The organism is Sinorhizobium glycinis, from assembly GCF_001651865.1.
In the GTDB taxonomy this organism is placed as follows: domain Bacteria; phylum Pseudomonadota; class Alphaproteobacteria; order Rhizobiales; family Rhizobiaceae; genus Sinorhizobium; species Sinorhizobium glycinis.
This window is the reverse complement of the sequence record NZ_LPUX01000053.1, coordinates 411,539-429,832: the sequence shown is the minus strand read 5'-3', so window position 1 is coordinate 429,832 and position 18,294 is coordinate 411,539. Positions and strand designations below refer to the sequence as shown.

The window sequence follows — 18,294 nt, the reverse complement described above, 5'->3', positions numbered from 1 at the left end:
TACTGGATCCCTGTGACAAGCACAGGGCGACTTCAGGCGCGTGCAGCACGCGAGGATCGGCGAAGTCACGCCGTGCTGCCGTCGCTCAGCATTCGATCGACGATGTCGCTTACGTCGGCCGACAGGTTGGCGGCCCCGGCGATTTCCTTGAGGGCCTCCTGGGCGTGATTGGCGCGCACCTGCTCCAGCGACCGCCAGGAGCGCATCGACGTCAGGATGCGTGCCGCGAGTTGCGGATTGCGGGGATCGATTTCAAGGATCTGCCGCGCGAGGAAGCGGTAGCCTTCGCCGTCCGCACGGTTGAAGCCCGTCGGGTTGGAGAAGGCGAAGGTGCCGACGAGAGAGCGCACGCGGTTCGGGTTGCTCGGGTTGAAGTGCGGATCGGACATCAGCGCCTTGACCCGCTCGAGGGTGGAGGCGCCGGGGATCGTCGCCTGGATGGCGAACCATTTGTCGATCACCAGCGCATTGTCCGCGAAGCGCTTCTTGAACGTGGCCAGCGCATCGAGCGTCTCTTCCGCGTCCGGAAAGCGGTGGGCGAGCAGCGTCAGCGCCTGGCTGAGATCGGTCATGTTGTTGGCGGAACGGAACGCGCTCACCGCTTTCTCCGGCCGGTCGTCCCCATAGACGAGATAGGAGAGGGCGGCGTTGCGCAGCGCCCGCCGGCCGGCGCTCGCAGCGTCGGGACGGAACGGGCCGGAAAGTGTCATCTCCCCGAGCAATCGCGTGAATATGTCCTTGCCGGACGCGGCGATGGCGGAAAGGATCGCCTGGCGGCCCGACTGGATAGCGTCTGGGTCGTTGTCGCGGCCTATTTCCCGGGCTATGTCGGCTTCGCTCGGCAGCGAGAGGACCTGTGCGCGGAACGCCGGCTCCAGCCGTTCGTCGCCCGCGGCCGCGAGAAGCCCGCCGATGAGGGCCTCGTCGCAGGCGATCGGCTGACCGCTTCGCGCCTGTACCGCCGCCTTGGCCAGATTGTCGAGCGCCATGGCATTCAGCGCCTGCCATCGGGCGAAGAGGTCGATCTCGTGGCGTGCGATGAGCGCGCGGTCTTCCGCGCTTTGCTCGATGTGCAGGTTGATAGGTGCCGAGAAGCCGCGATTGAAGGAGGGCACGGGCCGAGACGGAACGCCGGAGAAGACGACGGTCTGCCTGCGCTCCGTCAGATGCACCACGTCTGCCATGACGTCGGCGCCCGAGACGGTGGCCGGCTTCGCCTCGCTTCCGTCCTCGAGCAGGAGTCCCACGCGGAGCGGGATATGCATTGGCTTCTTGGCGCTCTGGCCGGGGGTCGCAGGAACCGTCTGCTCGAGCGACAGGGTATAGCTCTGCTTCGCAGCGTCGTAGGATCCGGAGGCGGTGATCAGCGGTGTGCCCGCCTGGTGATACCAGAGCGAGAACTGCCCGAGGTCGCGCCCGCTCGCGTCCTCGAAGCAGGCGATGAAATCCTCGATCGTCACCGCCTGGCCGTCATGGCGGTCGAAATAGAGATCCATGCCTTTCTTGAAGAGGTCGCGTCCGAGAACGGTCGCGATCATCCGCGTCACCTCCGACCCCTTCTCGTAGACGGTCGTCGTGTAGAAGTTGTTGATCTCGCGATATTTCGTCGGGCGCACCGGATGGGCGAGCGGGCCGGCATCCTCGGGAAACTGTTCGGATTTCAGATGCCGCACCTCGGCGATGCGCTTGACGGCGCGCGAGCGCATGTCGGCCGAAAACTCGTGATCGCGATAGACGGTCAGCCCTTCCTTCAGGCACAGCTGGAACCAGTCGCGGCAGGTAATGCGGTTGCCCGTCCAGTTGTGGAAATATTCGTGGGCGATGATCGCCTCGATATTGGCATAGTCCGTGTCGGTCGCCGTTTCCGGATCGGCAAGAACGTATTTGTCGTTGAAGACGTTGAGCCCCTTGTTCTCCATTGCGCCCATGTTGAAGTCGGAGACGGCGACGATCATGAAGATGTCGAGGTCGTATTCGCGGCCGAAGACCTCCTCGTCCCACTTCATCGAGCGCTTGAGGGCGTCCATCGCATAGGCGGCGCGTGGCTCCTTGCCGTGCTCGACATAGATCTTCAGCGCCACTTCGCGGCCGGAGGCGGTCGTGAACTTGTCCTCGACCACGCCGAGATCGCCGGCGACCAGCGCGAAGAGATAGCTCGGCTTCGGATGCGGATCGAACCAGGCGGCGAAGTGCCTTCCGTCGCCCATGTCGGCGCCGCCAAGATAGTTGCCGTTCGAAAGGAGAAGGGGGGCGGTCGCCTTCTCGGCAATGATGTTGACCGTATAGACGGCGAGCACGTCGGGCCGGTCGGGGAAATAGGTGATGCGGCGGAAACCTTCCGCCTCGCACTGCGTGCAGTAGACGTTGTTGGTGCGGTAGAGGCCCATCAGCTTCGTGTTCGTCTCCGGCGACAGGAGCGTCGTCACGGTGATTTCGAAGGGGGCGGTCTCGGGCAGGCCGCGGATCGTCAGCGTGTCGTCCGCCACGTCGTAGAGCGCCGTCGGGACTTCTTCCTGGTCGAGCAACAGGCCGGTCATGGTCAATTCGTCGCCGTCAAGGACCAGCGGGGCGGCGGCGTCGACGCCTTCGCGGCGGTGGAAGATGAGCCGCGCCTCGACCTTCGTTTCCTTGGGGTCGAGTTCGAAGGTCAGGTCCACTCTTTCGAGAACGAAATCGGTCGGCCGGTAGTCTTCCAGATGAATGATCTGGCCAGTATTTGTCCGCATGGTCAGTCCCGCTTGCGCCTTCCGTTCCTAAGTTAGAGGGCGCCTGTGATGGTGAAAAGGCCAAGAGGCGAGATTTTGTGCTTGCAATGCCGTCGACCGCACTTCGGAACCAAACACGTTTGATTTCCCCGCCCCGATCGCAGGTTTAACGAAACGGCACTAACAAGAACTAAATCCCACAAGATTTTTTCGCGATCGCTAAAGCATGGCAATGAAGGCAGGCCGGAAGGGAAAGCCATCACGAAAATGCCGCGCCCATCAACAAAATTGATCCAACATGCCGCGCCGCGCAGCTAGAGTGGTGCCATCCTCCCGCGGCCTGCGCCGCGCCCGTCCTTCCCGCCCGGTTCGCCGGTGACATCTCGAAATGTCCTCCATGGATGCCGACATTCACAACCCGATGAAGGGGATTCTGCTCAAGGTCCTGTCCGTCCTCGTCTTCGTTTGCATGTCGACCTGTATCAAGGCGGCCGGCACCGACATCGCCACGGGGCAGATCACCTTCTATCGATCCGCCTTCGCCATGGTACCCATTCTCGGTTTCCTGGCCTGTAGCGGCCAGCTGCGCGACGCTTTCCGCACAACCAATGTCGCGGGGCATCTGGTACGCGGCTTCGTCGGCATTCTGTCGATGAGTTGCGGCTTCTACGGGCTCGTGCATCTGCCCCTTCCAGAGGCGATTGCGATCGGCTACGCAATGCCGCTCCTGGCGGTTGCCTTCGCCGCGCTGTTTCTCGGCGAGATCGTCCGGCTCTACCGCTGGTCTGCGGTGGTCATCGGCTTGATCGGTGTGCTGATCATCACCTGGCCGCGGCTGACATTGTTCGGCGAAGGAGGATTCGGCTCGTCGGAGGCAGCCGGTGCGGTCGCGGTGCTGCTTTCTGCGACGCTCGGCGCGGTCGCGATGGTTCTCGTGCGCAGGCTCGTGCAGACGGAGCGCACGCATACGATCGTCCTCTACTTCTCGCTCTCCGCTGCGGTGTTTTCGCTGGCAACGCTCCCCTTCGGCTGGTCGGCAATTTCGTGGACGTCCTTCCTGCTTCTGATGCTCGCGGGCTTCTGCGGCGGGGTTGCGCAGATCCTGTTGACGGAGAGCTACCGCCACGCCGACATGTCGACGATCGCGCCCTTCGAGTACACGTCGATCGTGCTCGGGATTGTCATCGGCTACGTCCTTTTCGGCGACGTGCCGACCGCCGCCATGCTCCTTGGCACCGCAATCGTCGTCGGAGCGGGCATCTTCATCATCTTCCGCGAGCACCGGCTCGGCCTTGAGCGAAAGGGCGCGCGCAAACACGTCACGCCGCAGGGCTGAAGCGCCTGCTTGCCCTGCAAACCGCGAAGGGGTGCGCTTTCGGTGAGCCTACAGTAGCGGATCAGTTGGGCAGCAGCGGGCTGACTGCAACACGGTGCGCGCGGCGGCTGTCCTTGATCGTGCTCAGCCTGCTGAACTCGCGCGAGGCACGCACGGCGGTGCCGATGTCAGAGATGGTGTCGAGCAGGCTGCGGATAGACATGATCGTGATCTCGGGCGAGGCGCCGGGGCACGGAGGCCGGCGCCCGCGCTGACTGGTCAGCGTTGAATGAAATCGGCGTAGATCTGTGCCGGACGGCGCGTCGTGCGCGCCAGGCCGATTGCCGTCATCTGCTCGTTGGTTACCTTGCCGAAGCTGTTGTACGGCGTCCGCAGAGCGACGCGGGCCTGGCGAAGCGTCTCAAAGCTGCTGTGGATCGGGCGAAAGCGGGCAGTCATGGTTCAGTTCCTTAATCCATTCCTCCCGTTGTGCTATATTGCGATGCAGCATTGATTTTGCAACGCACTAAAACGCGTCGCTGACATGCGCAAATTGCATGGCTTTGTTCATATTTCCTTCACCTGTCGGGCAAGGCCCGTCAGCCGGTTATCCGGGCCTTGAAGGTCAGGAGGTCTTGCCAAGCGAAGCGCTTGTTGACCGGCGCGGTGATGAGATCCTGCGGGTGCAACGTCGCGAGTGCCGGCACGAGGTGACCTCCGGCCGAAAGCTCGCGCCATTGCCCCCTCGTCTGGTGGATCGTCTCGTTGGTGCCGAAGAAGAAGCGGGCGGTGAAATTGCCGAGGAGAAGCAACTGCCTGGGCTCGGCGAGCGCAATCTGCCGCTCGATGAAGGGACGGCAGATGTCGGCCTCCCGTCCGCTTGGCACGCGGTTCCCGGGCGGCCGCCAGGGCACCACATTGGTAAGGAGCACGTCTGACCTCGAAAGGCCGATGCCGGAAAGCATCCGTTCGAGCATATCGCCGTGTCTGCCGGCGAAAGGCTGGCCGTCCCGGTCATCCTCCGCATAGGGCATCGGGCCGACGATCATGATACCGGAGGCGGCATTACCATCGGCGAAAACGAGGTTACGGGCACTGTTCTTCAGGTTGCAGCCGGTAAACGCCTCCATCGCCGTGCGCAATTCGGCAAGCGATCGGGCGCTTTCGGCGGCGAATCGCGCCTCGCCGATCGCCTGCTCGTCGGGGATGGCCACTGTCGGCTGAACGCTTGCCGGCGCGGCAGGAAGGGCCTCCCGGAACTTGCCGGAAGCCGCCGGCTGGGGCTGGCCGCTCGGCGCCCCCGAGGGGTCCGGCTGCCTGACTTGCGGCGCGGCCCGCGCATCGGCGCGTTTTGCCTTCATCGCTTCGAATTCCGCCAGCCGATCGACGGGCTCGTCTTCAAGCAACCATTCGACGCCCGCCTCCGCATGGAAGGCAAGGAGCGCGGCGAGTTCCGAACGTGAAAGGTCGTTGGCCGAGATCATGGGCGGAACTTAGCAGATAGACAAGAACGGTCCAGCAGGTGGGGGGATATTTACGCGGCGATCGTCCAGGCCGAGATGTCCTCGCGCTCGCCGATGAGGGCAAGCCCGTGGGCGATCGACAGGAGTTCCCCGCCGCTCTCGATCCGCTCCTCGCCGAAGCGATAGTCGAAGAGCCGGCGGACTGCGGGCACGAACGACGTGCCGCCGGTCAGGAAGATCCGGTCGATGTCGGCCGGCGCGGTTGCCGTCGTTGCCAGCACCTCGTCGAGGGCCGCTTCGATGCGGGCGAGGTCGGGCGCGATCCAGGTCTCGAAATCCTTGCGCCGCACCGACCGCCGCGAGCGCTCGCCCAGCGGTGCGAAGAAGAACTCGGTTTCCTCCTCCTGCGACAGTCGCATCTTGGTGGCCGAGACCGCCTGATAGAGCGGGTAGCCTTCGTCATGCTCGACCAGATCGACGAAAGCCTCCAGTTTCTCCGGCTCGAGGCTCGTGCGCACGAGCTTCTTCAATTCCGCAAAATCCTTGAGCGTCTTGAAGATCGACAGCTGGTTCCAGCGGCCGAAATTGGCGTAGTAGCTCGACGGGACTTCAAGCAGCTTGTCGAAGCTCTTGAACAGACTCCCCTTTCCGATGAGCGGCGCGACGATGTTGTCGATGATGCGGAAATCGAAGTGATCGCCGGCCACGCCGACGCCGGAATGCCCGATCGGCGTGGCGATCAGCCGTCCGCGGCGGCTTTCGAAGCGAATGATCGAATAGTCGGTCGTGCCGCCGCCAAAGTCTGCGACGAGCACCGTCGCATCGCGTTCCAGCTTGCGAGCGAAGTAGAAGGCAGCCGCGACCGGTTCATAGACGTAATGGATTTCCGGAAAATCGAAGCGTGCAAGCGCGCGGCTGTACCGTTCGATCGCCAGCTTCTCGTCCGGACTTGCACCGGCAAATTGCACCGGTCGCCCGACGACGAGGCGCCGCAGCGTGCCGTCCCAGTCGTCTCCGGCGTAGTCCCTGAGGCGGGCCAGGAAGCTGTACATGAGGTCCTCGAATTCATGCCGTTTCGCAAAGACGAGGGTGCCTTGAAAAAGTGCGCTTGCGGCAAAGGTCTTGATCGACTGAAGGAAACGGCATTCGCCCGGATTGTCGATGAACTCGCGGATCGCCGCTTGTCCCGCTTCGATCTTCAAGGAAGCGGTACCCTGCTGCTTCAGGAAGGAGAGAGCCGTTCGCGTCGTGTCGAACCGACCGGCGGGGCTTTCCACGAAGAGGGAGCGGGTGGAGGCGCCCTGCGCCAGCGCCAGGACGGAGTTGGTCGTTCCGAAATCAAGGCCGAGGGCGGACGCCATGATTGTCTCCTTGCGAAGGTGGACGGGGGCGGGCCTCGTTGCATGCGAGCGCCGCAAAAGCAAGCTGACCGACAGGATATTTCCTCGGATTTATTTACGTTTACGTTCAAGTAAGATAAGCGATTGTGCTAAACTCATGAAGTCATGCGCAAATGCAGAGACAGTCTGTCGCATCCCGGCTCGACAAGGTTTGCGGCATTTGTCATGACGGGATGATTTGCTGGGAACGGGCCGGCGGAGAACGGCAAGACTGGAGAACGCGACAATGACCGAGCGACAAGAACTCCCCGAGCGCGAGAGCATGGAATTCGACGTGGTGATCGTCGGGGCGGGTCCGGCCGGGCTTGCCGCGGCGATCCGGCTGAAGCAGGTCAACCCCGAGCTCTCGGTTGTCGTACTGGAGAAGGGTGCCGAGGTCGGCGCGCACATCCTTTCCGGCGCCGTCGTCGACCCGATCGGCATCGATCGGTTGCTGCCCGGCTGGCGCGACGAACCGGATCATCCGTTCAAGACCGAGGTGACTGACGACCATTTCCTGTTCCTCGGGCCGGCCGGCTCGATCCGCCTGCCGAACTTCCTGATGCCGCCGTTGATGAACAATCACGGCAACTACGTCGTATCGCTCGGCAATGTCTGTCGCTGGCTGGCGACGCATGCCGAGGCGCTTGGCGTCGAGATCTATCCGGGCTTTGCCGCGACCGAAGTGCTCTACAATGACGAGGGCGCGGTGATTGGCGTCGCCACCGGTGACATGGGCATCGAACGCTCCGGCGAGCCGGGTCCGAACTTCGCCCGCGGCATGGCGCTGCTCGGCAAGTACACGCTGATCGGCGAGGGCGTGCGCGGGTCGCTCGCCAAACAGCTGATCGCCAAGTATCGGCTCGACGAGGGCCGCGACGTGCCGAAATTCGGCATCGGCCTGAAGGAGCTCTGGGAGGTCAAGCCGGAGAACCATAAGCCGGGCTTGGTGCAGCATTCCTTCGGCTGGCCGCTCGGCATGAAGACCGGCGGCGGTTCGTTCCTCTACCATCTCGAGGACAATCTGGTGGCCGTCGGCTTCGTCGTCCACCTGAACTACAAGAACCCGTATCTCTATCCGTTCGAGGAGTTCCAGCGCTTCAAGACGCATCCGGCGATCCGCGGCACCTTCGAGGGCGGCAAGCGGCTCTCCTACGGCGCCCGCGCCATCACCGAGGGCGGCTACCAGTCGGTGCCGAAGCTCTCCTTCCCGGGCGGCGCGCTGATCGGCTGTTCGGCCGGCTTCGTCAACGTGCCACGCATCAAGGGCAGCCACAATGCGGTGCTGTCCGGCATTCTCGCCGCCGAGAAGCTGGCGGATGCGATCGCTTCCGGCCGCGCCAATGACGAGCCGATCGAGATCGAGCGCGGCTGGCGCGACAGCGCCATCGGCCAGGACCTGAAGAAGGTGAGGAACGTCAAGCCGCTCTGGTCGCGGTTCGGCACGGCAGTCGGCGTCGCTCTCGGCGGCCTCGACATGTGGACGAATACGCTGTTCGGCTTCTCCTTCTTCGGCACGCTGAAGCACGGCAAGACTGATGCCCAGTCGCTGGAGCCGGCCGCCAAGCACCAGAAGATCGACTATCCGAAGCCGGATGGCGTATTGACCTTCGACCGGCTCTCCTCGGTGTTCCTGTCGAACACCAACCACGAGGAGGACCAGCCGATCCACCTGCAGGTGAAGGACATGGACCTGCAGAAGCGTTCCGAATACGACGTCTATGCCGGACCCTCGAGCCGCTACTGTCCGGCCGGGGTCTACGAATGGGTCGACAAGGACGGTCAGCCGACCTTCGTCATCAACGCCCAGAACTGCGTCCACTGCAAGACCTGCGACATCAAGGACCCGAACCAGAACATCAACTGGGTGCCGCCGCAGGGTGGCGAGGGACCGGTCTATCCGAACATGTGACGCTCGCGAAGAGGTCTGCACCGACCTCTTTCGACGCCCAGGGCGCAGCCGGGACGAGTTTCCCGGCGCGCCTGACCGCGCCTCCGCGCAGCGGCGGCAGATGAAGTTTTTGCCGCCAAGGCCTTCAATTGTCTATCTTCGTGAAAAAAGACAATGAGCGCGATCACTGACGCAAATGGGCAAGCCTTTGCCCGAGAGACTCGATAGCAATAACATCAGCCATTGATCGGCAGTTTGGATCGATGGCGACGAAGACCGTCTCATCCGGTCTCCGGATCGGAGGAGGTCTGATCCAATTGCTGTCCGCTGCCGCGGTGAGGCTGGCAGTTCGTCACGGGTACACCGTCAGAACAGAGGGAAACGAAATGAAAAAACTACTTGCAACGACATGTCTGGCCGTTGGCCTCTTCGGACTTGGCAGCGCCGCATCGGCGCAGGAATGCGGCGATGTGACGATCGCCAACATGAACTGGCAGAGCGCCGAAGTGCTGGCAAACGTGGACAAGTTCATTCTGACGGAAGGCTATGGCTGCAGCGCCGAGCTGGTCGTCGGCGACACGGTGCCGACGATCACATCGATGATTGAAAAGGGCGAGCCCGACATCGCACCGGAAGGTTGGGTCGACCTGCTGCCCGACGTCGTCAACCGCGGCCTGCAGGAAGGCAAGCTCGTCGGCGCAGCGCTCTCGCTCTCCGACGGCGGCGTCCAGGGCTGGTGGGTTCCCAAATACATTGTCGACGCCAATCCCGATATCAAGACGATCGACGACGTACTGAAGCACAAGGAACTCTTCCCGGATCCGGAAGATCCGAGCAAGGGTGCCATCTTCAACGGCCCGCAGGGCTGGGGCGGCACGGTCGTGACGACGCAGCTCTACAAGGCCTACGGCGCCGAAGCTGCCGGCTTCACCCTCGTCGATACCGGCTCCGCCGCCGGCCTCGATGGCTCGATCGCCAAGGCCTACGAGCGCAAGCAGGGGTGGGTTGGCTATTACTGGGCTCCGACGGCGCTGCTCGGCAAATACGAAATGGTCAAGCTCGACCACGGCGTGACGGCTGATCCGGCCGAATGGAAGCGCTGCAACACCGTCGCCGATTGCCCCGATCCGAAGAAGAACGACTGGCCGAAGGACAAGGTCCAGACGCTCGTGACGAAGAGCTTTGCCGATCGCGCCGGTCCGGCGGTCATGGACTACCTCAAGAACCGCTCCTGGCAGAATGATACCGTCAACAAGCTGATGGCCTGGATGACCGACAACCAGGCGAGCGGCGAAGAAGGCGCCAAGCATTTCCTCGAGGAGAATCCGGACATCTGGACCAAGTGGGTCTCCCCGGAAGTCGCAGAGAAGGTCAAGGCCGCCCTCTGATCGACTCTCACATCAACAGACGGCGCGCACAAAGGCGCGCCGTTTTCATTTAGCCACGTGCAGGAATTCGTTCACCGCATGTCGGTTTGAGAATAAGATTGCGCTGTCTCATTAGCTACAGCGCATGGTGCGTCTGAACGACGGCGGCAGCCAAGAAAAACAAAGATGTGCCGCTAAACGGTTGCGAAGGGGAATCAAGACATGGAATGGCTGACCAAATTTCCGCATATGAATGACGATAGCCTTCGAGAACTGAAGAAGGCGATCGACGAAGGCTTCCGGACATTTACGCGTGCCTATGGCGACGGCATCGAATCCTTCTTTGATCCGCTGCAATTCTTCCTGATCGAGGCCGAGCGTTTCATGACGCGCACGCCATGGCCGATCATATTGGTCCTGATCGCACTGATCGCCTGGTTTGCGAGCCGCAATTGGAAAATCGTCGCGGGCGCCATCGGCACGCTGCTCCTGATCGGCTATTTCGACATGTGGGACGACACGATGAAGACGATCTCGATGATCTTCGTCTGTACCGTTCTCTCGATCGCGATCGGCATACCGATGGGCATCATCATGTCCCGCTCCGATCGGGTACAGAATGTCGTCAACCCGGTGCTCGACGTCATGCAGACGATGCCTAGTTTCGTCTATCTCATTCCCGTCGTCATGCTGCTCGGCATCGGCAAGGTGCCCGGTCTGATCGCCGTTGTCATCTACGCGATCCCGCCGATGATCCGCCTGACCAATCTAGGCATTCGGCTGGTCGACAAGGACGTCCTCGAAGCAGCGGACGCCTTCGGCTCGTCGAGCTGGCAGAAGCTGAAGAACGTGCAGATGCCGCTGGCGCTGCCCACCATCATGGCCGGTATCAACCAGACGATCATGATGGCGCTTGCCATGGTCGTGATCGCGTCGATGATCGGCGTCCAGGGCCTCGGCCAGCCGGTGCTGAAGGCCATCGCCAACCAGTACTTCACGCTCGGCATCTTCAATGGCCTTGCCATCGTCGGGATTGCCATCATTTTCGACCGGGTCAGCCAGGCCTATGGCCGGCGCCTGCAGCGGCACCGTGAAATCGTTCACGGCTGACGGTGAATGCAGGCCGCGGCCGGCTCCGTGCCGCGACGGATGAAGGAGTTGGCCCGGGGCACACGTCCCGGGCCGCTTGCTTTTCAGGCTCATGCCTACAGCGCCGCGCGCCTTATCAGGCGCGCAAAGGTCACTGTAGCACTTTGAATTGCTGCATGTCTTTGTCCTTAAATCGAGGTCGATTTAAGGAGACATGCAGTAGCCGATCCGAGAGAGATGCCGGTCGGGAGCGCGACGTGCGGCCGTCACGACTGCGACGGTGTCGAATGGCCTGAAGCTGCCGCCCATGTGTGGCCGCTGCACCGCGGCAACTGGATCGCGGAAGTCTTTGCCCGCGTCCTCTGGAAACCCTCGCGGCCGCCCTTATCTCAGGAGCTGAAATGTTTCTGGACAGAGAGGACAATCCTTGAAAATTAAGGCCATCTTCAATCGAGATGGGGGGACTTTCCGCACCACGGATATGGAGACCTATGGCAGGCGGGTCGAGGAGGTCTTTCGCGCCGCTGGACACGAGGTAGAAATTGCCGTGGTGGCTGCGAGCGATATCCCGCAGGCGCTGGAGACGGCCTGCCGGCGCGACGATCTCGATGCGATCGTCGCAGGTGGCGGCGACGGCACGATCTCCGCTGCAGCCGGCGTTGCCTGGCGAACCGGCATGCCGCTCGGCGTCATTCCGGCTGGAACGATGAACCTGTTCGCCCGCTCCCTGAAACTGCCGCTCGATATCTGGAAGGTCCCCGAGGTTCTCGCCAATGGAAGGATCATCGATGGCGACATCGGTAGCGCCGACGGCCGGGCTTTCGTGCATCAATTCTCGATGGGACTGCACGCCCGCATGGTGCGTTATCGCGAATCCTATAGGTTTGCCTCGCGTCTCGGCAAGATCGGCGCCAGCGTTCGCGCCGCCATCGGCGTGATCTTCAACCCGCCGGATTTCGAGATCGAATTCGATGCCGATGGCCACCGCGAGCTTCGGCACGTGTCCGCTATTTCGGTCTCGAACAACCATTTCGGACACGCGACGCTGATGTATGCGGATGATGTGACGGCCGGCCACCTCGGTTTCTACACGGCTCCGCCACTGAGCCCGGCAGGTGTCGCAAAGCTCGCCTTCGATATTCTGCGCGGTCGTTTCCGCGCAAGCCCGCTGATCACCGAGATGAGCGCACTGGCCGTCGATCTGCACTTTCCAAAGGTAGACCGCAAGATCAACTGCGTTATCGATGGCGAGCTCCTGCCTATCCAGCGGCGCGATGTCGCTCTGCGTGTCCACCCGGGCGAATTGAAGCTCCTCGTCGGCGCGGAAAGGCTTTAGCCGAGGCTTATTCGCCCACCCAGATATAGCTGAACCGATAGCGATCCGGTCCGGCCGCGTGGATGTAGGGCAATTCAAGTCTGCGCGGCGCTGCCGCCGAATCCGGAACGCCGGATGCCTTAAGAGCCTCGCTCAGGGTGGTGGGAAGCGGCGTAGGGCTTGCTTCGTCGCGCCAGACGACCAGTAGTGGCCGCTTCGCTGCGTCGATTGGCGGGGCGCCCGACAGATGCGGGATCACCACTGTAGCGTTGGCGAGTCGCGTCCTGATGTTCCCGGCTGTCTGCCTGTCATTGGTCAGCACCAGCGCCGGGGACCGGCCTTCCGCGTCTACGACCGCTTCGACGAAACCGGCATAGGGGATGTTCAATTTCGAGTAGTCGCCGAACCACGGGCGCACCATGGCTCGGGCGGACACAATGACGAGCGTCCCAAGGACGATGCAGGCAATCAATGGCACGAAGCGCCGGAAGCCCGGCGCCGGGTCGATCTTCGCCGCCTCGATCTTGAGACAGAGATAGAGCGGCAGCAGGACCAGAAAGAGGACCAGCCATTTTTCGCGGACATGGGTCGCGGCGACGCCGAGAACGACCAGCAGCACGGCAAAAAGGCAGGTCGCGATCATGCGCCCGATGATGCGGGTCCATTGGCTTTCAGCCCGCCAGATCGCCCGGATGTTTCCGCGGAAGACGACGCCGAAGACGAGAAGGGTAACGAGACTGCCGCCGATTATTGCCGAGGCGAGGGCGAAGACGCCGTGCAGCGCCTGCATCAGGCGCCCCTCTGCCTCGCGCTCCTTCATTTCGTTCAACGTGCCAGACGAGGCGGCGTCGAGATTCTGAAGCACCCACACCCCATGCGGCAGGGCAATGATGCCGGCGATGCCGATCGCCGCCAGGATTCGCCAATCGAAGATACGCTTGCGCAACTCGGCTTCGGGCAGCACAGCAAGGATTGCGGCGATCGGCACGACGACGAAGTTATACTTGGAAATTACCCCGATGCCGACGGCTGTGCCGGTCAGGAGATAGGAGAAAAGACTCGGGCGCGTGAGCGTCCGCAGAAAACCGTAGAGGAAAAGCGAAACCGCGAAGAGCGCCGCAACCGTATGGGAGAGATCGCGCTGCGCAAGCAGGAAGACCGGCGGCAGGCTCAGGACGCCGAACATGGCGATCGCCGCCAGGCGCCGGTCCTTGAGAACAAGCTGCGCCGCGAGGCCGTAGAAAAGGCAGCACAGGAACAGGAGGCCGTTCTTGAGAATGGTCATCGTCGCGAGCGACGTGCCGATCAATTGCGCCAGACCGTATTGCAGCCAGTTGTAGAAAGGCGGCTGCGGCCCGTATCCGAGCTGCAGGAATTGCGACAGGAAGGCCTGTTCCGCCTCGTCGATTTCGAGCGAAGGCGACGCGGCAAGGCGCAACATAATGCACAGCAGGAAGTAACCGGCCATCGCGATGAAGACCAGGTTCGGCCGTCGGTCGACGATATCACGCATGCGGCTGATCCTGCCCGAAGACCTGGCGCACGATATAGCTCGCCGTCTCGTCGTCGCGGAAATAGGCGCGCGCCATCATTTCCGCGAGAATGCCGGTGGTGATGAGCTGGACCGAGGACAGGAACAGCATGACGCCGACGATCAGCATCGGCCGCGTGCCGATATCGTTGCCGAAGAGGAACTTGTCTATCGCGAGATAGAGCAGGATGAGGGCGCTCAAACTGCCGGTCGCAAGTCCGATCGAGCCGAAGAAGTGTCCAGGGCGAGCCTTGTAGCGCATGAAGAACAGGACCGCGAGCAGGTCGAGGATGACGCGGAAGGTGCGCGAGATGCCATATTTCGATACGCCGAAGTGTCGGGCGTGATGCGTCACGGGCATCTCGCCGATTCGGCTGCTCGGCACGACGCCGGCAACCCAGGCCGGAATGAAGCGATGCATCTCCCCCATCAGCTTGACCTGCTTGATGATCGCACTGCGATAGACCTTGAGGCTGCAACCGTAATCGTGAAGCTTCACCCCGGTGATCTTGCCGATAAGGAAGTTGGCGCACCAGGACGGGATCTTTCTGAGCAGGAGGCCGTCTCGGCGGTTTTCCCGCCACCCGACCAAGAGGTCGAGTTCGCGTTCCTCGATGGCCGCAACCATTTGGGGGATGTCTTTGGGATCGTTCTGCAGGTCACCGTCGAGCGTCGCGATCAGCCGGCCGCCGGCGGCGTCGATCCCCGCCTGCATGGCGGCGGTCTGGCCGAAATTCTTCTGCAGCTCGATGATCGTCAGACGCAGGTCCGGTCGAGAAAGTTCCTTGCGCGCATTCGGCAAGGTCCGGTCGGTGCTGCCGTCGTCCACCAGGATCAATTCCCAGGGTCTGGCGAAGCCGGCCATTGCCTCCCGGATGCGGGTAACAAGCGGCCCGACGCTTTCCTCCTCGTTGAACACCGGCACGACGATGGACAGTTCGATCGCGTCCATAGCGCCGTTCATAGCCTTCAGAGGTTCTTCCAGGTGGTTCAAGGCGTCTCTCCGGTGTGCCATCGCAGGTTTTCTTGCACAATTAACGGTGATAACCAACGCTGAATTGCGTGGCTCTGTACAGGAAATCGGTATCTCATGAATTCGGACTGGCAGTTGAGCCGGCGCGCGTGGCTCGCGCGCAACCGCATGGCACTGATTTCGGTGGCGGCCATAGCGGCTTATGCCCTCTTCGTCGAGTGGGTCTGGGGATGGTTGGTCCTCTCGCGGCAATGGGTCGAGGTGGGATTCTCGTCCGCGCTCACCGCGCTTGGGCTTCTCATCGCGACCTATTTCGTACGCTGCTACCGCATCTACGACTACTTTCCGGAACAGACAGCGGGCCAATTCCTGCTGCTCTTTCGCGTGACGCAGGTCCACAATCTTCTCAACATCATGCTGCCCTTCAGGGCCGGCGAGACGAGCTTTCCGCTGCTCATGCGCGCCGAATTCGGCGTTCCGCTGCTGCGCGGCACATCGGCGCTGCTCGTCATGCGCCTTCTGGACCTGCATGCGCTGCTCACCGTAGCAGCGATAGGCCTGGTCATCGGCCGAAGCAATCAAACCCTCGCATGGCTGCTTTGGTCCATGGCCTTGCTCTCGCCGCTCGCGTTCTTCCTGCTGAAGGCCAGGATTCTACGCCTGGCGCGTCGCGTGGCGCCAGCGCGATTCATGCACCATGTCGACGAGTTCGAGGCCGGTTTGCCGGAGCATGTTCCGGCGTTCCTGCGCGCCTTGGCGATGACGATGCTGAACTGGGGAGTGAAGGTCGCGGTGCTCGCCTGGGTTCTGGCGATCATGGGCGTCGCGCCGCTTGCCGCCTCGTTCGGCGGCGCGCTTGGGGGCGAGCTCTCTTCCGTTCTCCCCGTGCATGCGCCCGCCGGAGTCGGCACCTACGCGGCGGCGATCGTTGCCGGCGCGGTTTCCTTTGGCGCGGCCGGCGGACAGGCCGCGCTCGAGATGCTGGGGCGCGCCAGCGTCAACGCCCATCTGCTCATCATCGTCTCGGCCGTGGCCGGCACGTTGCTTTCGCTCGCCCTGAGGGCAAAGAGGTGACCTGCCTTACTGGAACGACGTCTCGTAGAAGCTTCTGAGCTTGCGCGAATGCAGTTTCTCCGGCGGCATGGCGGCGAGCTTCTGGAGCGCCAGTATGCCGATCTTAAGGTGCTGGCTGACCTGTGTACGGTAGAAGGCGGTGGCCATGCCGGGCAGCTTCAATTCGCCGTGCAGCGGCTTGTCGGAGACGCACAGCAGCGTTCCATAGGGCACCCGGAAACGGAAGCCGTTGGCGGCGATCGTCGCCGATTCCATGTCGAGTGCGATGGCGCGGGCCTGCGACAGTCGCTTGACCGGGCCGCGCTGGTCGCGCAGTTCCCAGTTGCGGTTGTCGATGGTTGCGACCGTGCCGGTGCGCATGATGCGCTTGAGATCGTAGCCCTGATAACCGGTGACTTCCGCCACCGCATCCTGCAGGGCGACCTGCACTTCCGCCAGCGCGGGCAGGGGGATCCATACCGGCAGGTCGTCGTCGAGCACGTGGTCCTCGCGCATATACGCATGGGCCAGAACGTAGTCGCCGAGCCGCTGGCTGTTGCGAAGCCCGGCGCAATGGCCGAGCATCAGCCAGACATGCGGCCTCAAGACGGCGATGTGGTCGGTGATCGTCTTGGCGTTGGAAGGGCCGACGCCGATATTCACCAGGGTGATGCCGCCGTGGCCCTTTTTCTTCAGGTGATAGGCCGGCATCTGCGGCAGGCGGGCGAGCGTATAGTCGGCCTCGGGCCTGTCGGCGCCGGCGGGTGTGACGATGTTGCCGGGCTCCACGAAGGCCGTGTAGCCGTTGCCGCCTGCGGCCATCTGCTGGCGTGCCCAGGCGCAGAACTCGTCGACATAGAACTGGTAGTTCGTGAAGAGCACGAAATTCTGGAAATGCGTTGCGCTGGTTGCCGTGTAGTGGCTGAGGCGGGCGAGCGAATAATCGATGCGCTGGGCCGTGAATGGCGCAAGCGGCGAGGGCTCGCCCGGCCCGGGCTCATAGGAGCCGTTGGCGATCTCATCATCCGTCGTCGTCAGGTCGGGTGCATCGAAGAGGTCGCGCAGCGGAATGTCGATCGTCTCGGCCGCCGACGCCTCGACATGGGCGTTCTCGCCGAAAGCAAAGTGCAGGGGGATCGGTGTCGAGGATTCCGATACGGTGACGCCGACGCCGTGATTGCGCATCAGATGGCCGAACTGCTCCTTCAGATAGTGACGGAACAGCCGCGGCCGCGTGATCGTCGTCGTGTAGACGCCGGGCGCGCTGACATAGCCGAAGGAAAGCCGCGAATCGACGTGACCGAAGCTGCTCGTCTCGATGCTCACCTGCGGGTAGCAGGCGCGGAAACGCGTGAGCGGCCGACCGTTCTTGCCCAGCCCCTCGAAAGCCTCGCAAAGGAACCGGGTGTTACGTTCGTAAAGAGCCTGCAAGCAAGCGACGGCTGCGGCCGGATCGTCGAAGGTTTGCGGCTCGAAGGCTTCGGGGGTGGCGACGGAAAGGATAGAGTTTGAAGAGATTCGTGTGTCCATGGCGCATTATAGGCTGCGCCATCTGACAAGCAAACGACAAGATGCACTGTCCATGCGCCCGTCTAACGTGGGCCGGCGAGAATGATCGTAGTGCCGACCAGCGCCACAGCCATGCCGGTCAGGTCCCAACGGTCGGGCCGCACGCCCTCGGCGAGCCAGAGCCAGACGAGCGAGGCTGCGATGTAGACGCCGCCATAGGCGGCATAGGCGCGCCCAGCTGCCGGCACATCTATCATCGTCAGCAGCCAGGCAAAGAGCGCCAGAGACCCCATACCGGGAACGAGCCACCAACAGGACTTGCCGAGCCGGAGCCATGCCCAGAAGGCAAAGCATCCGGCGATTTCGGCCATCGCGGCGATTGTATATAGCGCGAATGCGGGCATCATGTTCGACCTTTCGACCGCGAAGGGAGCGAAGAGTCAGGGCATGTGCAAGAGGAAATTTCGTTTCGTGCGGCGCCACCGCGGAACGAGGCAGTTTTTCGCGTCGTTCGACGGGTGGAGATCAGCTCATCGCCTGGCGCTGCAGCGTGACGAAGAGGACAAGGCCGGCCCCATGCTTGCCGATGCCGGCGCCTGTGGCCTTATTGTAAGCGACTGCTCCGATCGGTGCCATCAGCAGGCCCGTGAGTACCAGGAGCCGAAGCGAGAGGATGGCGGAAGAGACGAGAGCGGCCATTTTGG

The 18,294-nt window shown here is 62.6% G+C and carries 16 protein-coding genes; 6 read left to right on the top strand and 10 right to left on the bottom strand.

Features of this window, described 5'->3' with window-relative positions; genetic code table 11:
* Positions 1-65 precede the first annotated feature (65 nt).
* Positions 66-2,726 carry an aminopeptidase N gene (gene pepN / locus AU381_RS06950; protein ID WP_064241019.1) on the bottom strand — a complete coding sequence of 887 codons (2,661 nt, stop codon included), beginning with the start codon at positions 2,724-2,726 and terminating at the stop codon, positions 66-68.
* Between the two features lie 376 nt (positions 2,727-3,102).
* On the opposite strand from pepN, the gene AU381_RS06945 reads away from it, so the two are divergent.
* Positions 3,103-4,041: a DMT family transporter gene (locus tag AU381_RS06945; protein ID WP_064241018.1), complete on the top strand. Its 939-nt coding sequence runs from the start codon at positions 3,103-3,105 to the stop codon at positions 4,039-4,041.
* A gap of 61 nt (positions 4,042-4,102) precedes the next feature.
* Here AU381_RS06945 and AU381_RS30240 read toward each other — a convergent pair whose 3' ends face one another.
* The 4 genes from AU381_RS30240 to AU381_RS06930 form a co-directional block, all read right to left on the bottom strand.
* A complete protein-coding gene (locus AU381_RS30240; RefSeq protein WP_082909693.1) occupies positions 4,103-4,243 on the bottom strand; it encodes a hypothetical protein in 141 nt (46 codons plus the stop codon).
* A gap of 56 nt (positions 4,244-4,299) precedes the next feature.
* Positions 4,300-4,479, bottom strand: coding sequence for a hypothetical protein (locus AU381_RS06940; RefSeq protein ID WP_064241017.1), 180 nt, complete (start codon positions 4,477-4,479; stop codon positions 4,300-4,302).
* A 140-nt stretch (positions 4,480-4,619) separates the two neighbouring features.
* Complete coding sequence (locus tag AU381_RS06935) at positions 4,620-5,504, bottom strand: uracil-DNA glycosylase (protein WP_064241016.1); 885 nt, start codon at positions 5,502-5,504, stop codon at positions 4,620-4,622.
* Positions 5,505-5,554: 50 nt separating this feature from the next.
* Positions 5,555-6,844, bottom strand: coding sequence for an Hsp70 family protein (locus AU381_RS06930; protein ID WP_064241015.1), 1,290 nt, complete (start codon positions 6,842-6,844; stop codon positions 5,555-5,557).
* A gap of 265 nt (positions 6,845-7,109) precedes the next feature.
* On the opposite strand from AU381_RS06930, the gene AU381_RS06925 reads away from it, so the two are divergent.
* The 4 genes from AU381_RS06925 (at position 7,110) to AU381_RS06910 (ending at position 12,545) form a co-directional block, all read left to right on the top strand.
* Positions 7,110-8,774 (top strand): electron transfer flavoprotein-ubiquinone oxidoreductase, encoded by a 1,665-nt coding sequence (locus tag AU381_RS06925; protein ID WP_064241014.1) that lies wholly within the window; start codon positions 7,110-7,112, stop codon positions 8,772-8,774.
* Positions 8,775-9,139: 365 nt separating this feature from the next.
* Positions 9,140-10,141, top strand: a complete 1,002-nt coding sequence (locus tag AU381_RS06920; RefSeq protein WP_064241013.1) for an ABC transporter substrate-binding protein — start codon at positions 9,140-9,142, stop codon at positions 10,139-10,141.
* 201 nt (positions 10,142-10,342) lie between these two features.
* Positions 10,343-11,230 carry an ABC transporter permease gene (locus AU381_RS06915; RefSeq protein WP_064241012.1) on the top strand — a complete coding sequence of 296 codons (888 nt, stop codon included), beginning with the start codon at positions 10,343-10,345 and terminating at the stop codon, positions 11,228-11,230.
* Positions 11,231-11,636: 406 nt separating this feature from the next.
* A complete protein-coding gene (locus AU381_RS06910; RefSeq protein WP_064241011.1) occupies positions 11,637-12,545 on the top strand; it encodes a diacylglycerol/lipid kinase family protein in 909 nt (302 codons plus the stop codon).
* A gap of 7 nt (positions 12,546-12,552) precedes the next feature.
* On the opposite strand, the gene AU381_RS06905 is transcribed toward AU381_RS06910, so the two are convergent.
* Together AU381_RS06905 and AU381_RS06900 are read right to left on the bottom strand one after the other, a co-directional pair.
* Positions 12,553-14,037, bottom strand: coding sequence for an ArnT family glycosyltransferase (locus AU381_RS06905; RefSeq protein WP_064241010.1), 1,485 nt, complete (start codon positions 14,035-14,037; stop codon positions 12,553-12,555).
* Positions 14,030-15,049, bottom strand: coding sequence for a glycosyltransferase family 2 protein (locus tag AU381_RS06900; protein WP_082909691.1), 1,020 nt, complete (start codon positions 15,047-15,049; stop codon positions 14,030-14,032). Before AU381_RS06900 ends, AU381_RS06905 begins: the two co-directional genes overlap by 8 nt.
* A gap of 96 nt (positions 15,050-15,145) precedes the next feature.
* Here AU381_RS06900 and AU381_RS06895 point away from each other — a divergent pair, with 96 nt between their 5' ends.
* Positions 15,146-16,102: a lysylphosphatidylglycerol synthase domain-containing protein gene (locus AU381_RS06895; protein WP_064241008.1), complete on the top strand. Its 957-nt coding sequence runs from the start codon at positions 15,146-15,148 to the stop codon at positions 16,100-16,102.
* Positions 16,103-16,108: 6 nt separating this feature from the next.
* Here the strand turns inward: AU381_RS06895 and AU381_RS06890 are convergent, their stop codons facing one another.
* The 3 genes from AU381_RS06890 to AU381_RS30235 form a co-directional block, all read right to left on the bottom strand.
* A complete protein-coding gene (locus AU381_RS06890) occupies positions 16,109-17,611 on the bottom strand; it encodes an AMP nucleosidase (protein WP_064241007.1) in 1,503 nt (500 codons plus the stop codon).
* Between the two features lie 62 nt (positions 17,612-17,673).
* Positions 17,674-17,994 (bottom strand): YnfA family protein, encoded by a 321-nt coding sequence (locus AU381_RS06885; protein WP_064241843.1) that lies wholly within the window; start codon positions 17,992-17,994, stop codon positions 17,674-17,676.
* Positions 17,995-18,115: 121 nt separating this feature from the next.
* Entirely contained in the window at positions 18,116-18,289 is a 174-nt protein-coding gene (locus AU381_RS30235) for a hypothetical protein (RefSeq protein ID WP_014761558.1), read from the bottom strand.
* Positions 18,290-18,294: the final 5 nt, after the last annotated feature.